General features: G+C 59.1%; 9 protein-coding genes. 5 read left to right on the forward strand and 4 right to left on the reverse strand.

Features of this window, described 5'->3' with window-relative positions; translation table 11 throughout:
- Window positions 1-31: 31 nt before the first annotated feature.
- Together FFI16_RS20935 and FFI16_RS20940 are read left to right on the forward strand one after the other, a co-directional pair.
- The gene (locus tag FFI16_RS20935; protein WP_138816652.1) at window positions 32-1,651 is read left to right on the forward strand and encodes an FMN-binding glutamate synthase family protein; all 1,620 of its coding nucleotides are present in this window, start codon (window positions 32-34) and stop codon (window positions 1,649-1,651) included.
- Between the two features lie 65 nt (window positions 1,652-1,716).
- The gene (locus tag FFI16_RS20940) at window positions 1,717-2,013 is read left to right on the forward strand and encodes a cupin domain-containing protein (protein WP_138816654.1); all 297 of its coding nucleotides are present in this window, start codon (window positions 1,717-1,719) and stop codon (window positions 2,011-2,013) included.
- A 101-nt stretch (window positions 2,014-2,114) separates the two neighbouring features.
- Here the strand turns inward: FFI16_RS20940 and FFI16_RS20945 are convergent, their stop codons facing one another.
- Genes FFI16_RS20945 through FFI16_RS20955 form a run of 3 tightly spaced genes read right to left on the reverse strand, consistent with a single transcriptional unit; the run spans window position 2,115 to window position 4,949 of the window.
- Window positions 2,115-3,635: a glucosyltransferase domain-containing protein gene (locus FFI16_RS20945; RefSeq protein WP_138816657.1), complete on the reverse strand. Its 1,521-nt coding sequence runs from the start codon at window positions 3,633-3,635 to the stop codon at window positions 2,115-2,117.
- Entirely contained in the window at window positions 3,625-4,578 is a 954-nt protein-coding gene (locus tag FFI16_RS20950) for a glycosyltransferase family 2 protein (RefSeq protein WP_138816659.1), read from the reverse strand. The genes FFI16_RS20945 and FFI16_RS20950 overlap by 11 nt, the downstream gene beginning before the upstream one ends.
- Window positions 4,575-4,949: a GtrA family protein gene (locus FFI16_RS20955; protein ID WP_138816661.1), complete on the reverse strand. Its 375-nt coding sequence runs from the start codon at window positions 4,947-4,949 to the stop codon at window positions 4,575-4,577. The genes FFI16_RS20950 and FFI16_RS20955 overlap by 4 nt, the downstream gene beginning before the upstream one ends.
- Before the next feature lie 222 nt (window positions 4,950-5,171).
- Between FFI16_RS20955 and FFI16_RS20960 the strand changes: the two genes are divergently transcribed.
- Window positions 5,172-6,296, forward strand: coding sequence for an OpgC family protein (locus FFI16_RS20960; RefSeq protein ID WP_138816663.1), 1,125 nt, complete (start codon window positions 5,172-5,174; stop codon window positions 6,294-6,296).
- A gap of 46 nt (window positions 6,297-6,342) precedes the next feature.
- On the opposite strand, the gene FFI16_RS20965 is transcribed toward FFI16_RS20960, so the two are convergent.
- Entirely contained in the window at window positions 6,343-7,755 is a 1,413-nt protein-coding gene (locus FFI16_RS20965) for an amino acid permease (RefSeq protein ID WP_138816665.1), read from the reverse strand.
- A 450-nt stretch (window positions 7,756-8,205) separates the two neighbouring features.
- Between FFI16_RS20965 and FFI16_RS20970 the strand changes: the two genes are divergently transcribed.
- Complete coding sequence (locus FFI16_RS20970) at window positions 8,206-13,242, forward strand: hypothetical protein (protein WP_138816666.1); 5,037 nt, start codon at window positions 8,206-8,208, stop codon at window positions 13,240-13,242.
- Window positions 13,243-13,566: 324 nt separating this feature from the next.
- Window positions 13,567-16,665: a transglycosylase domain-containing protein gene (locus FFI16_RS20975; RefSeq protein WP_138816667.1), complete on the forward strand. Its 3,099-nt coding sequence runs from the start codon at window positions 13,567-13,569 to the stop codon at window positions 16,663-16,665.
- Window positions 16,666-16,788 lie beyond the last annotated feature (123 nt).

Consider the following 16,788-nt stretch of genomic DNA (forward strand, 5'->3'; position numbering starts at 1 on the left):
ACCTATAGAGTTGAACCTGAGGAAAAACCGTATGAGCCTGTCGTTGCTAAGCCGTTACGCCTTCTTTGCCGTGTGCGTTATTTTCACCCTCGCCAGCCTGCCTTTTATCGAACATGAGTGGCTGTGGCCCATCACCCTGGTCACCGGCGTCCTCAGCCTGATCGGTCTTTTCGACCTGCTGCAAAGCCCCCACGCGGTGCGCCGCAACTACCCGATCCTGGGCAATATCCGTTACCTGGTGGAAGCCATCCGCCCGGAGATTCGCCAATACCTGCTCGAATCCGACAGCGACGCCCTGCCCTTCTCCCGGGCTCAGCGCTCGTTGGTCTACTCGCGCGCCAAGAACGAAACCGCCGACAAACCCTTCGGCACCCTGATCGACGTGTACCAGTCGGGCTTCGAGTTCATCGGCCATTCCATGCGCCCCGCGCCGCTCAGCGATCCCAGCGCCTTTCGCGTGATGGTCGGCGGCCCGCAGTGCACACAGCCTTACTCAGCCTCGGTATTCAACATCTCGGCCATGAGCTTCGGCTCGTTGAGCGCCAATGCGATTCGCGCGTTGAACCAAGGCGCCAAGCTCGGCAACTTTGCCCATGACACCGGCGAAGGCAGCATCAGCCCTTACCACCGCGAAAACGGCGGCGACCTCACCTGGGAACTGGGCAGCGGTTACTTCGGCTGCCGCACCAGCGATGGCCGTTTCGACCCGGAACGTTTTGCCGTGCAGGCGCAGAACCCGCAAGTGCGCATGATCGAAATCAAGATGAGCCAGGGTGCCAAACCCGGCCACGGCGGCATCCTGCCCAAGCACAAAGTCACCCAGGAAATCGCTGAAACGCGCGGCATTATGATGGGCGAGGACTGCATCTCGCCGTCGCGCCACAGCGCGTTTTCCACACCGATCGAGATGATGCAGTTCATCGCGCAACTGCGTGAACTGTCCGGCGGCAAACCGGTGGGCTTCAAGTTCTGCCTGGGCCACCCGTGGGAGTTCATGGGCATCGCCAAGGCCATGCTCGAGACCGGCATCCTCCCGGACTTTATCGTGGTCGACGGCAAGGAAGGCGGCACCGGCGCCGCGCCGGTGGAGTTCACCGACCATATCGGCGTGCCGCTGCGTGAAGGCCTGCTGTTTGTGCACAACACCCTGGTGGGCCTGAACCTGCGCGACAAGATCAAGCTCGGTGCCAGCGGCAAAATCGTCAGCGCCTTCGATATCGCCAGCGTACTGGCCATCGGCGCGGACTGGGCCAACTCGGCGCGCGGCTTTATGTTCGCCATTGGCTGCATCCAGTCGCAAAGCTGCCACACCAACAAATGCCCGACGGGCGTGGCCACCCAAGACCCGCTGCGCCAGCGTGCGCTGGTGGTGCCCGACAAAGCCCAGCGGGTGTTCAACTTCCACCGCAACACGCTGCACGCCTTGGCGGAAATGCTCGCTGCGGCCGGCCTGGATCATCCGTCGCAATTGTCGGCCAAGCATTTGGTGCGGCGCATGTCGGCGACCGAAATCAAACTGTTCTCGCAGCTGCATGTGTTCCTCAAGCCTGGCGAGTTGCTCACTGGCGAGGTGAACGGCGAGTTCTATTCGCGCATGTGGCAGATGGCGCGGGCGGACAGTTTTGAGCCGCATGAAGTGGCTGCCGCATAAATATCCGAACACTCTTGACCGCTGAACCGGACCACCGACGGCATCGTTGAAACAAGGAGCTTCACATGCCGTTATTCGACTTCAGCGCCATTGCCGCGCAACTCCCCGACAGCTGGAAATCCACGCGACTGGGCCAGGTCGGCCCGGCGCGAATCAAGGTGTTGCGTATGGATGAGCAAGCTTATGAAGAGGAAACCCATGACTACAACGAGGGGTTGCTGGTGATCGACGGTCAGTTGCGCCTGAGCATTGGTGATCAAGAGATTCGGGTGAGCGCCGGGCAGATGTACCTTGTGGAAGCAGGGGTTGCGCATGCCGTGGTTGCAGGGAGCCATGGCACGTTGGTAATAATGGATATCTAGAGACGAGTCCAAACTTGGAGTCGACAACAGAGTTTATTTACGCTTGAAGTGATAGCGGCATAAACACTGACGATGCCCATTTGCGGCGCCTACGCCCAGGCTCATTTTTCGTTGATTTGCAGCGTGTAGTCCTCCGGATCCAGGATTTCCTTGAATAGGATAACCCCCCCCTGGTCCGTCAGGTCGATCGAATAGAACTTTCTGTCTACTACTCGGCGGTAATGCTTGCCTGATGCAACGGCAGCTTCATAGACAGCGCGATCACCCTCCACCACATTATTGATACCCAGCCTTGTCATAAACTGTGGATGCAGCAACGTATTCGAACCGCTCAAGATAAATCTTAGCGTCGGCATATAGGTCATTGCCGCATGCCCTCGTGGAAGCCAATTACCAGCCGTGCGCGGGCCAATATAATAAAATATTTTAGCCGCACTAAGCTGCTCATGAGCAACTATATCGTAAGCAATGTACTGCGCAACGGCCGACTCCAACTCTTTCTTGGCAATCAACACCTGCCCATAGGCATAGCAAAATGAAAACATCAGCAAAACCGGTATCACCAGCAGTAACTTTAGCACCTCCCACACCCGTTCCAAGACATCGTAGACGAGCAAAAACAACAACATCAACAGTGCAGAAAAACCAATATAATTCCTCGCATCCTGATTAGTTTCGGTTACAAACAGCATTGCTCCAGGCACACACAACAGCAATACCCCGATCGAGCTTATGAACCCAACCAACAAAACGCCCCTGCCCAACTGACCGCCCACTAAAGTGGGGATGTTTTTCAGCCAAAAAACAAACCCAACCATTGCAGTGATCACCAAAATTACAAAAATACCAATATTCCAAGTGTTGACCAACGCGTAAACACTGTCCATGGCAAACACAAACCTATCGCTCACTACACCCAACCATCGTGAGTCAAAGGGGAGGCTGTTGCCGCGACTGCTCGTAACAAGCTGATGAGCTGTGAAGTAATAGATCAACCCGCCCCCCAACAATTGCAAACCGCGCTCGACCCACATTATTAGAATTTTCTTCACCTCGACCCTATTTCTTACACTCCATAGAAATTCGATACAGCAAAGTCCGACGAACAAAGTGATCGTCAGCTGATACAACGCTAGCGATACAGCAATTAATATGGCCGCCAACAGCCCGCGCACAAGCGCTTGTCTCTGCATACAAGTGATTGCATAGATAACAGCCACCACTGCCAACATCATACCGGGGCCGTCATACTGATAGGTAATGTTACCTAAAAAAAACGGATTACAGATAATTGGCAATATGACCAGACAAGCAAAAATATCCGGCCGTGAGAAATACCAGAAGGTTAGACGTGTCATAGCCAACGCCATGACGAAGGTGGCAATTAATAACGGCAAGGGAAATATATTGGTAGTGCCTCCTGTAAACGTTAAAAACTTATGCAGCACCTCCAGCAAAATCCGACCCTGATCTCTCCAATTCGCCCCTTCCAACAACAATGCACGCCAACTATCATCGACATAGGCATAGTCGGCACGAATAATAGGATATACATAGACTAATGACACCACACAGAAAAAAACCAGTACCTGCTTCTTAGTTAATACCTGCTTAGCCCACATTATGCATGCCCTCCTTTATGGGTTCACGTACAACTTCCTTCACCACATACCTCGGCCGATGCTTGGCCTCCATATAAATCCGCCCTACATACTCCCCCAATATCCCAATCCCAATCAGTTGCACCCCGCCCAAAAACAAAATCGCGGTCATCAACGACGGATACCCCGGCACGTCATTGCCAAACAACACTTTGTCGACGATCAAAAAACCCGCATACACCAACGCCACCAGCGAAATACACCCGCCTATATAACTCCACAGCCGCAGCGGCAAGGTGCTGAATGAGGTGATGCCGTCCAGCGCCAGGTTCCAGAGTTTCCAGGCGTTGAACTTGCTCTGGCCCGTGGCGCGTGTGGCGCGGTCGTATTCGACGATGGCCACGGTAAAGCCGGCCCAGGACAACACGCCTTTCATGAACAGTTGCTGCTCGGGCAGGGCCTTGATCACGTCGACTACCTTGCGGTCCATCAGCCGGAAGTCGCCGACGTTTTCCTCGATGTGGGTGTAGGCGATGCGGTTGAGCAGGTGGTAGAACAGCGAAGCCGTGTGGCGCTTGAGGTAGCCGTCGCTGGCGCGGTTGCGGCGTTTGGCCAACACCACATCGGCACCTTTTTGCCATTCGGCAAGCAATTGCGGAACGACCTCGACCGGGTCTTGCAAGTCCACATCCATGGGCACCACCGCGTCACCCGTGGCGTACTCCAACCCGGCGAACAAGGCGGCTTCCTTGCCGAAGTTGCGCGAGAAGTTGATCAACATCACGTCGCTGTCAGCCATGGCGAGCGCATGGACCCGTTCGGCGGTGCGGTCGGTGCTGCCGTCGTTGATAAACACAATCTCGACCGTATGCTTGCGCAACAAAGGCTCCTGCCGCGCCGCGCGGTAAAACCCGTCCACGGCCTGCTCCTCGTTGTACAGCGGCACCACCAGCGAGATTCTCATTGGTCACGCTCGCGAAACACCACCCAGCGCGACAGCAAAAACCCGCACACCAGGCTGACCAGCGAAAACACCAGCACGGTGACTATGCCCGGCACGCCCCAGCGATCGGCCAGCCCACCCACCACCAGGCTCAAGCCGCCCATGCACAGCATGAACAGCCCATAACGCGGCAATGAGGGCGGCGTGGAAAAGGTGTAAAGCGCATTCATATAAAAGGACAGCGACGCCGCCGCCGCGAAGGCAAGAAAATTACTCGCCGCCTGGCTCATCTCAAATGCGACCCTGAACACAAAAAACAGCTGCCAATGGATCACCGTATTGGCAATACCAATCACCGTGTAACTGGAGAATCCCTTCCATGCTTGGCGCATAAAGTTGTCCTGTGGCGTCTGGCCCAGCAAGCCATGACGCGCCCACTGCGTCTACTGTCAAAGTTGACAGGTAGCCCGGCCGCCGCATTGAGACATTCAGTAATACCCAGCCTTTGCAATTGCTTACAAATACCGCCAACCTGCGCCCGCCCGACGTGCGGCGTGTGACAACACGCGCATTCGCCTGTCATGACTTAAACCCCTGTTCAAGAGCCCGCTGCCATGCTGAACGGACGCGACCCGCGCATCGATTTTTTTCGGGGCCTGGCGTTGATCTTCATTTTCTGGGATCACGTCCCCCACAACCCACTCGGCCAGATCACCCTGCGCAATATCGGCTTCAGCGATGCCGCTGAAGTGTTTGTATTCCTTGCCGGTTATGCCTCAGTGCTGGCCTATGGCAAGGTCTTGCAACGCGAAGGTTATTGGATGGCGTGCTTGAAGATCCTGCGGCGGACCTGGGTGCTTTACGTGGTGCATATCTTCTTGCTGGCGATGCTGATGGGCATCGTGTTCTTCGCCAACAGCCATGTGGAAACCCGCGACCTGGTGCAGGAGATGGGCCTGACGCACTTTGTCACACAACCACAGCAAGCCTTGGTGGATGAATTGCTGCTGCGCTTCAAGCCCAACCTGATGGACCCGTTGCCCTTGTATATCGTGCTGCTGGCCGGCCTGCCGCTGGTGTTGCCGTTGCTCTTGCGCAAAACCTGGTGGGTGGTCGCAGTGTCGATGGCGGTGTACCTGCTGGCGCCACACCTGGGTTGGAACCTGGCAGCGATTGCCGACGGGGTGTGGTACTTCAACCCGGTTACCTGGCAGTTCCTGTTCGTGCTGGGCGGCGCGGCGGCGATTCATGGGCAACAACCCCGAGCACAGGACAGTCGGCCACTGCGGCGGCAGCCGTTGTTCATGGTGGCCGCGACCTACGCATTGATGGCCGGTGTGATCACGATCGGCTGGCGCTGGCCCGAGGTGCATGACGCATTGATGCCGCACGCGCTCAGTGAACTGTTGTACCCGATCAGCAAGACCGACCTGTCGCCGGTGCGTCTGCTGCATTTTTTGGCCTTGGCCTATGTCACCGCCAAACTGCTGCCGGGGCGTGCCTGGACGCAAAACTGGCTGGCACAGCAGACCTGCCGGATGGGCCGCTTTTCGCTGGAAGTGTTCTGCCTTGGCGTGTTGTTGGCGCCATTGGCGGACATGGTCAACGCCATGGCCGGCGATGCCTTTGCCATGCAGATTTTTACCGCGCTTGTGGGCGCGGGCTTGATGGCGATGTTGGGCGCCTGGCTGGAGTTCAATAAACGGCTGGACCAATCGACACGCATGGCCGCCGCCTGAAAACAAAAAGCCCCGATCAAGGGGCTTTTTGTTGTGCGCCAGGCCGTCAGGCTACGGAGCGTGCCGCCGCATTGGTCGGCTGCAACTTGAACACGTAATACAACACCGTCAGCAGCACCAGGAACACCGGCCCTACATACAACGCCACCCGCGTATCCGGGAAGTACGCCATCAGGCCCACCACCAGCACCAGGAACGCCAGCGCCAGGTAGGAACTGACCGGGTACAGCCACATTCGGTACTTGAGGCCCGCCGCTTCGGCCGGGCTCAAGCCTTTGCGGAACTTGAGCTGGGCCAGCAGGATCATCAGCCAGGTCCAGATCGCGCCGAAGGTGGCGATGGAGGTTACCCACACAAACACCTGGTCTGGCACCAGGTAGTTGAGCAACACGCCCAGCAGCAAGGCGAAGATCGACAGCAGCAGCGCCTTGCGCGGTACGCCATTGCTGGAGGTGGTGCCGAAAGTCGCTGGCGCCTGGCCGTTCTGCGCCAGGCTGTAGAGCATGCGCCCGGTGCTGAAGATGCCGCCGTTACAGGACGACAGCGCGGCGGTGATCACCACGAAATTGATGATGCCTGCTGCGGTCTTGATGCCCAAACGTTCAAACGTCATCACGAACGGGCTGCCCTGGGTGCCGATCTCGTTCCATGGGTAGATCGACAGGATCACGAACAGCGCGCCGACGTAGAACAGCAGGATGCGCCAGAACACCGAGCCGATGGCACTGGGAATGGTCTTCTGCGGGTTCTTCGCTTCACCGGCGGTCAGGCCGATCATCTCCACGCCCAGGTAGGCGAACATCACCATCTGCAAGGACATCAACACGCCCTGCACGCCGTTGGGCATGAAGCCGCCGTGAGCCCACAGGTTGGAAATACCCAAGGCCACACCGTCGTTACCGAAGCCGAACGCAATGATGCCGACCCCGCCGATCACCATGGCAATAATCGTGACGATCTTGATCAGCGCAAACCAGAACTCGAACTCACCAAAGGCCTTAACGGCGATCAGGTTGATCGTGCCCATGCTGATCAGCGCCGCCAAGGCCCAGATCCAGCGCGGCGTGTCGGGGAACCAGACGCCCATGTACACCGCCACGGCGGTGATTTCCGCCACGCAGGTCACCAACCACAGGAACCAATAATTCCACCCCGTGAGAAAACCCGCCAACGGGCCGAGGTAATCCTGGGCATAACGGCTGAACGAGCCGGCCACCGGGTTGTGCACGGCCATCTCGCCGAGGGCGCGCATGATCACCAGGATGGCCAGGCCACCAATGATGTACGAGAGCATGATCGCCGGGCCGGCCATTTCGATGGCCTTGGCCGAGCCGAGGAACAGGCCGACACCGATGCAGGCGCCGAGCGCCATCAAGCGGATATGCCGTTCACCGAGTTCGCGTTTGAGCGGGCCGCCTTGAGCGGTCTCGCCATGGGGCAGTGGGTTGCCGACTGGCATAAGGGTACAACCTCATCTTGTTATTGGATTGCCCGTCGAGATTCCAGGGTGCAGGCCGGTAAGCCTGCGCCCTTGTCGAAACCGGGCCGCCTCATGGGCGGGCCCTTCTTGCCGGGCAAGATCAGCGGGGCGTGCAGTATAAAAACCTCGACACAGGGCCTTTCACTATAAAACACACCAATTTCAGCGGTATTTCGCGGGAAAAAGCCGGTTTATGGAGGGGCATTACCTGATCCCGCGTGAAAGGCCACGGGGCGAAACGGCGGCGAGTATTGCACAGCCAGGGTGCATCGTCATGCCCCTACCATCGCCCAATGTTCACTGCGAGGGGCTCTATCTCAAGGCTTTCACGCCATAGCGATACAAACCATGGCAAAAGGCGAAAGGTCCCGGTGAAGACTGCGCCCGCAACCGGCACGCTCTGTCATCACCTTCAACGAGACTTCATGGATGACTGAATTGACCACCCCGCATGACCAGCCGACTCCATCCCAGCGCCAGAACGGCGATCGGCAAATGCTGAACACCTTAATCACACACCTCAAGACCCAACCCTACGCCCCCGCAGGCTCACTCCCGGTGCCGGCCCACTGCGCTCTCGGCTGCTGGCTCGGGCTCTATCGCCAAGCGCTCGGCCACCCCTCTTTCGTGGCCTGGGCCGGGCAGCGGCGTTTCAACCCGATGGAAGTGAACGTGCGCAACGGCACTCTGTATGCCAGCGATGCCACCTTCACTTGTGAGGATGCCAGCGGCTGGCAGCAGCTCGCGCCGCCCATCCGGGCCATCGCCCAGATCATCGACCCTGAGGCCATCGGCCTGGCCTATCCTGCCGCAAACCTGTCACTGAGCGCCCGCCAGGTGCTGCGGTTCCACGGCTACCCCCAACCGACTACGCTTGCCCAACGCGGCGTGCTGATTGACGCACTGAGCAGGACCGAACCTGCGCTCGCGGACGCGTTCGAGCGACTGAATCAGGATTTGCACGTGGCGGCCAATGCACTGCGCGCACAGATCTTCGAAGACGACCTGGACGAACGCACATTCAACCTGTTGAGTGTGTATCGCTGCCGTTTCCCGCTGACTTGCGGCTCGTTCTGGGCCGAAACCATGAAGATCGCCGCAACATTACTCGGGGAGATCACTCAGCTTCCGCAGTTTCTGGCCTTGACTCGCCCCCATGCACTGACCCCCGGGCTGTACGAATTTGACCACCAGCAACACTCGATCACAGGCGCCGGCCCCTGGGGTCAACGGGTAGTCATCAGCCATGAGCAGCTGTCGCAACTGCCCCTGGGCGATCGTCTTGAACGCTTGCAAGCCTGCGCTGCGGCCATGAACCTGCTCGTCCATCAGGACGGCCAGTTCAGCCTCGCACAGTTGCTGAGCTTGCACGACCTGCCGTTGCCGGATAATCGCGAGGCGGCCTGGGAACTGATGCAACAACTGCGGCACAGCGAACGGGTGCCGGTGCCGCCCGTGAGTGATCTGGCGCATTCCGACGTCGCCTTGCGGCAGCATCGACAACGCCTCGAAACCACCCGGCTCGCTAGCCCTCAGTTGGGCAATTACTGGGAAGCCCTGGGTATGCCACTACCGGGTGCACTGACCCTTTCAACAGAACAACGCGCCAAGGTGATCCAAATCAGCGCTGCGTTCGTCCCACAACCCAACCTCGGCTTGTTCAATCTGCTGGCCGCCGATCTATCGCCAGGGCCACCGGATGAACAACTGCAACAACTGCTTGCCGCTCCCCGTGCGCAAAAGCTGGCCGACTCGTTGCTCGACGCCGTGGGCTGGTTTGGCCACGCCCCTGGTGAAGCGACCAGCAACGCCAGTCGAGACGCATTGGTTCTTGCCGCGCTGATCCTCAATCTCGACCCACAGGCCGCACAAGCGCGATACACCCTCGCCGGCCTGAACCTGAACCACAGCGATTACCATGGGCATCGTTATGCAGACCTGCGCCGTTCACTTGAGCTGCACCTGATTGATTCCGCTGTTGCTACGTCTCAAACCACAGCGTTGGCCGCACACCTGTTGCTGGCCGGTGTCGCGCCGGAGTTTTTGGTGCAAGACATCCCTGACTCGCTGTACTTCATGACGTCCCACGCCTGGATGCTGTTCAAACAAGGCGTGATGCTGGCAGAAGCGCTCGCCTGTGGGTCAACACGACAGTTGGCGTTCAACGACATCATCGCCCTTGCCACCCAGGAGCCGGAGACGGACCAGGAACGTTTGTGGCGCGAGCATTACGCCACCGCCACTCTGATCGACTGGGCAATCGTCCACGGCGAACTGCAACCTGCGCAGACCTACCGAGTCGATGAAATCGACGCCGTCAAAGAACGCCTGAAAGCCCGTATTAAAACCTTGCACGAAGCGGCCGAATCCATGCGCAGCAAGCTCATCACACGCCACAGCCTGGCCTTGATGGACCTTAAGCGCGTCTTCCCCACCCACCGCGGGCTGAATAAAAAATGCTTGCAAGAAGGGCAAGGCCCCTCTCGGCGCCCCTCCTACAGACCGACCATGGGCGTAAAGCTTCAGTCATTGGTGGATCTGCATATGGGTGGCCACCTGCAACCCATTGACGATAAATGGCGCTCAACCGAGCCCGAACTCGACCTCACCCTGCTGAAAAAAAACTTTGGCCAGTTGCGCGATGTCAACGCGCTGTTCAGCGACGCCGCAGGTGCTTACACCCAACGACTAAAAGAAGCCTATATCCGAGCGATCAGTTACCTGCTGTCGCAGTTACCCCTGGCCGACCGCAAGCGCTTACACGAGGGGGCGGTACAACTGCTTGTAGTGAGGCGAGCCGCCAGCAAGCCAGAGATTGATGAAGGTCCCGGAGAGAAAATGGCCCGTACCGGCCGGTTCGGCTTCATCCTGCGTTGTACGGCAGGCAACAGCTCCCATGACTACGAACTGTTTCCCCTGCTCAATCAAGTGCGACAAAACACCCGCCTTCCCGCCACGCTGGAACTGGGAGGCCGCCCACTCAAAGTCACCACCGGCTCCCCCCACAGCACGCGACCGATTGCGTATTTGCATGAGGGCAGTCGCCTGGCCATTGATGAGGACGCCTACTTCAAAGGCCGCCCACCCACACCTGGCAGGTATTGCACCGTTATCGTGGATCGACTCTGGCATTTCGAGGGACTCCCGGCCACGGCCCGTCCGCTGGTGTTCGACTCGCCAAGAAACCTCACGTTGGCGAGCACCATCGTCAAGCACCACTTTTTCATCGATATCGATATTTGGGTGGCCCAGGCCAAAGGCTTGACTACCCTTGAAGAGCGAAAAAAAAACAGCGAGCAGTTGTTAGAGGCGCTGCTGGGCCTCATACCCTTCTGGTCCTGCGGCCACGACCTCGCGTCAGGGGAAATCAAGCGTGTGCTCGATGGTACCCTCGCCTGTTTCTTCGACATGCTTGGCTTGATCATGCCGACCAAAGGCTTTATTACCAGTGGCTGGAGCCGCCTGATCAAACCCGCACCGACCTATTTGAAACTGCTGCAACTGACCAAACTCAGTGCCACCTTTTTCAATGAGTTGCTCAACCCACTGGAGGCGGTGCCATCGTTGGTGCGCCTGACGGCCCATGGCCTGGCCAGGTTAAACCACTCAGGCCAGCGGGCCCTGGCGGGCGCACTGCGTCAGGCCCAGCAACGTCTGGCCCACGGGACAACAATGGATTACGCCCGGCTGATCAACCGCGCCGACGTCAGGCCTGGCATTCTGATGCACCCTGAGGGGCTGACGCCTCTGTTGGCGATCAGGCGCGCCAACACCTGGCATGCCTTTGACCCCTTCAGTGCAAGGCCGTACGGTCCGGCGCTGGAAGGTTTGCAACTGGACACTACGATGGCCGTCACCCCGGTCAGCTTCGCCGACGGCTACAAGGCGCTCGTTGTAGAATCCTTTTTCGACACAACACCCTTGCTCATCCAACGCGCCGACGCGACCGACTTGTTGGACCAGGACCGCGTCTGGCGTTTGTCCCATAAACAACCCAGCCAGCTGGATGAACTCACCTCAGCGGCGCATACCGAGCTCACCGACCACTTCGACACGGCCTGCCCCGTCGACAGAGCAAAGCGCAGCCCTGGGGTGCCCCTTATCTGTTTCAGCAAACGGCTGTACGCCTTTAAGGACTCGATTCATAAACGCCGAGTCCAGGCGCTCGACCATATTCGCATCCAACCGGCGCCGATGATCGATGGCAACAAACGCCAGTTGGTCTATTACCGAAGCGTGCATGATGTCACCCCGCACTACGACAGCTTCGAATTGACCCCTCACCCGCAACCCTCAGCATTGATCTACCAACCGCAGGTCAGCGGCAGACGCATAGACAACGAGCCGCAGTTCGGCTTGCCCGAAGACGACCTGGACAACCTGCTCACCCGTAAAACCCAAGTCGTGGAAATCGACGGGCTGGTGAACCTCATCAATGACCGTAGAACCCTCCGGGCGCTGGAGATCACCCTCCCCAACACGACAACGCCTCACTGGGTGGCCGAGCCCGATGTGGGTGCTTTTTACCGGGCAAACGCAACGCCCAGCGGTGCCGACACCTTGCAATTCCACCAATTGAATTTCAGCCTGGGCGGGGACGATACAGCCCTGATCAGGGCCTATTGCGACACCAAAATGCAGTTCTTAAAAGCCGGCGGGATGATTCCCGACCAACCGCTGGTGACACTGCCGACCCTGGAGGTCCTGTACCGACAGTTGAGCAAGCGCGGATTTTTGCCTGCCAAAATCGAGAAAATCCGCCAGAAGGCCAGCACCCTGAGTGTCATGAAACAGCGCGAGTTGCTGCTCAATGCCTCGGATCAGGGGCGGCGCCTGGACATCAGTGTCGCCTCGCGTCCGGTCCAATTGGACATCTGGCCGCCAAACCCCGGCCTGGGCACCCAGCACAATCAGTACCTCGCCGAGCAAGCCAACGCCAGTACCCAGACGATGCTGAAGAGAACCGGCCTGAGATCCAACAACGTCGTCGGGGCGACCCCGGATGAAATCCTGCGACTGCAAGAAGCTGAACCCGTTGTGATATGGGAGTACAGCAAGGTCGGTCACCCGAACTACACCGAGGTCATTCTCAAGACCGGTGCCGGCAATTGTGACCAGATGGCCCATGTGGCGTGTGAAATGATCCGAACCAATGGCGGCGTCGCTCATGTGTGGAACTGCCGAGGCCATACCTTTGTGGTGGTGGGTACCGTCCCTGCGGGCTTGACCCAGACCCTGGATTTCCAGGGCGCCGACTGGGCGAACCTGCATATCTGCGACCCCTGGGCGTCCATTACGTGTCCGGCGCAGGACTATATGCGGCAACTGAAGATAAAAATGACCGTCTGGTACCTGGAGGACAAGATGGTGTTTTTCCATGATGGCGTGAGCCATCGCTGGGCACCGGCCAATGACCCGATCTGGCTGAACATACTGGAGACCAGCATGAAATATCCGATGCCATAAACACATTTATCCCCAACCTGCCCGAGGCCAACCCCGCTGTAGACTGGCCGCGTTTTGCCAATGCCCTGCGGTCACATTCGCGTCCACCGTCATCCACTGCGTCTGCGCAATGGCGATCTGAACTACTCGTCTAGTAGCAATCCGATAGTCATTCACGCACACGAAGACATTACCTCGACTTCGGCCTGTGCGAGCCCCAGTGGCATGATGTTACGCAGGCGTTACTGGAACGGGGCCAGGCTTGCAACAAACCTGATGGCACCGGCAATCAGCGTCTACGCTTCAGACAAGTCCGATCAATCTGCAAGCAGGGATCAATCGACTATGGGCGCTCTGTGGCAAACCGGTCCCGTCAAGGCTGAACTCGACAACGACAGCCCGCCCCCAGCACCTTTGCCCAAAAAAACCAGGCCCTGGCGGCGCCTGTTTTGGCTGATCCTGTTAATGGCCTTGATCGCCCTGGGCTTTGCCGCCAACCGGGAGATCCACACTGCTCGTTGGCAGGCTCGCGAGTTCAGCCAGTGGGCTGCCAAATTGACCTACAGCCTGGCTCCAGGCGCCAGCGATGCGATGGTGTATCCCGGCGCCGGGCCGTTTGACCAGCGCCTGGGCTACAGCGCCCTCGGCGAATTCCTACCTCGCCTGCTCAAGCGCAACTACCTGATCCAGTCCCAGGTGCGCTTTTCCGAGGCACTGATGGATTACAGCCGACATGGCCTGTTCATTCCCTACGCCGAGAAAATCCAGGCCGGGTTGACCATCACCGATTGTCGCGCTGCACCGCTGTATCAGTTCAACTACCCTACCCAGTTGTATGCGCGCTTCGATGACATTCCGTCGCTGATGGTCAACAGCCTGCTATTCATTGAAAACCGCGAGTTGCTCGCCGCTGAACCCGCACAGGCCAACCCGGCGGTGGATTGGCCGCGCTTTGCCAAGGCCGCGTGGTCACAGCTCGCCCGTCAATTGCACTTACCGGGGCAAACGGCAGGCGGCAGCACCCTGGCGACCCAACTGGAAAAGTACCGCCATTCGCCCGACGGCCTGACCCTGTCGGGCAGCGAAAAAATCCGCCAGATGCTCTCGGCCAGCGTGCGGGCTTACCAAAACGGCCCGGACACCCTTCCCGCCCGGCAAAACGTGGTGCGCGATTACCTCAACAGCGTGCCTTTGTCCGCCGTGCCTGGGCACGGCGAAGTCCATGGCATGGCCGAAGGTTTGCGGGTGTGGTACGGCGCCGACTTCGCCCAGGTCAATCGAGCCCTGCTCGACACCGCATCGACGCCAGCCAGCCTCGCCGCGCGTGGCCTCGCGTTGCGCCAGGTATTGTCGCTGATGATCGCCCAGCGCCGCCCTTCCCATTACCTGGCCAAGGGACGCGACGAACTGGCACGACTCACCGACAGCCACCTGCGCCTGCTTGCGCAGAACGACGTCATCGACCCAAAACTGCTCCAGGCCGCGCTGGCGGCGCAAGTCACCTACCGCGACTGGCAGCAACAGCCGACCGTCCAGCCCATCGACACCAACAAGGGTATCAGCGTCGCCCGCAGCCGCCTCGCCGCGCTGCTCAACCGACCGCTGTACGACCTTGATCGCCTGGATCTTTCCGCCACCAGCACCTTGCACGGCGAGCTGCAAACCCAGGTCACCGATTACCTCAAGCAACTGGCCGACCCGACCTTCGCCGGTAAAACGGGCCTGCTCGGCGAACGCCTGCTGACGCCCGCCAGCACATCCCAGGTGCGTTACAGTTTCACCCTGTTCGAGCTGACACCGGACGGCTCACGGGTACGTGTACAAACCGACAACACCGACCAGCCCTTCGATATCAACGAAGGCAGCAAACTCGAGCTAGGTTCCACGGCCAAGCTGCGCGTGCTCACCACCTACCTGCAAATCATCACCGAGCTGCACGACAAGTACGCCGCACAAGCGCCCGCCGCACTGAAGAAAGTCGACATCGCCGAACAGGATCGTATCAGCCGCTGGGCCGTCGACTACCTGCTCCAGACACCGGATAAATCCTTGGCCAACATGCTCGACGCCGCCCTCAACCGCACTTATTCGGCCAGCCCCAACGAAGGTTTTTTCACCGGTGGCGGCCTGCATCACTTCCACAATTTCCGTAACGAAGACAACGGCCGCAACCCGACCTTGCGCGATGCATTGCGTGAGTCGATCAACCTGCCGTTCATTCGCTTGATGCGTGACCTCGTACGTTTCAGCACCTATTCGGGCGCCAGCAACAGCGCCGAGTTGCTCAAGGACGACAGCGACCCGCGCCGCCAGGAATACCTGGCCGACTTCGCCGACCGCGAGGGCACGACGTTCCTGCGCAAGTTCTGGAAGAAGTACCAGAAGAAAGACACCCAGGCCCGCCTCGACACCTTTCTCGACGGCCTGCGCCCCACGCCGATCCGCCTGGCCGCCGTGCACCGTTACTTGTTACCCAACGCCAGCCAGGACAGCTTCGACCTGTTCGTGCGCGCCCACCTGAACGGCATCAAAACCGGTGAGAAACTCACCGACGAGCGCCTGCAAAATCTCTACAAAGCCTACGGCCCTGGTAGCTATGACCTGCCCGACCAGGGCTATATCGCCAAGGTGCACCCACTGGACCTATGGCTGGTGGGCTACCTGCTCAACCATCCCGAGGCAACCTTCAGTGAGGTGGTCAAGGCCAGCCAATTCGAGCGCCAGGAAGTCTACAGCTGGCTGTTCAAGAGCCGCCATCAGAGCGCCCGTGACAGTCGCATCCGCACCATGCTCGAGGTCGAAGCCTTCCTCGATATTCATCAGCGCTGGCAAGCGGTGGGCTATCCATTCGACCATCTGGTGCCCTCCCTGGCCACGGCCATCGGCAGCTCCGGCGATCGCCCGGCGGCATTGGCCGAGCTGATGGGGATCATCCTCAACGATGGCGTGCGTGCGCGGGTGGTGCGCATCGACAGCCTGCACTTTGCCGCTGATACACCCTATGAAACCCAAGTGATCAACGACCCCGCCGAAGGCAAACGGGTGATGCCGCTCGAAGTGGCGCGAGCACTGCGCGGGGCCTTGTCCCAAGTGGTGGATGCCGGTACGGCAAAACGTGTGGCCGGCAGTTTCAAACTGGACGACGGCACGCCGCTGGCCATGGGCGGCAAGACCGGCACCGGTGACAACCGTATCGAAGCCATCGGCGCCGGCGGCCGGGTGCTCAGTTCCAAGGCGATCAACCGCACCGCCACCTTTGTGTTCTATATCGGCGATCGACACTTCGGCACGCTCACCGCCTTCGTCCCGGGTAGCTCGGCACAAAACTTCAAGTTCACCTCGGCGCTGCCCGTGCAGGTGCTCAAAGGCATGGCGCCCATTCTGCTGCCGTACCTGAAGCCAGGCAGCCACACGCTGTGCCTGCCCGTGGCCAGTCAACACTGAAAAACAGGCGTCGGGCAAAAGGCCGCGTAATCTTATCCCGGCCAATTTCCAGAGTCCGGCGCGCCATCGCCAGTGCCGATAAACAGTTACAGCCAGGCGGAACCCGGCGTGTCCCTGGTTCCT

Origin of the sequence: Pseudomonas sp. KBS0710 (assembly GCF_005938045.2) — a bacterium.
Lineage (GTDB): Bacteria > Pseudomonadota > Gammaproteobacteria > Pseudomonadales > Pseudomonadaceae > Aquipseudomonas.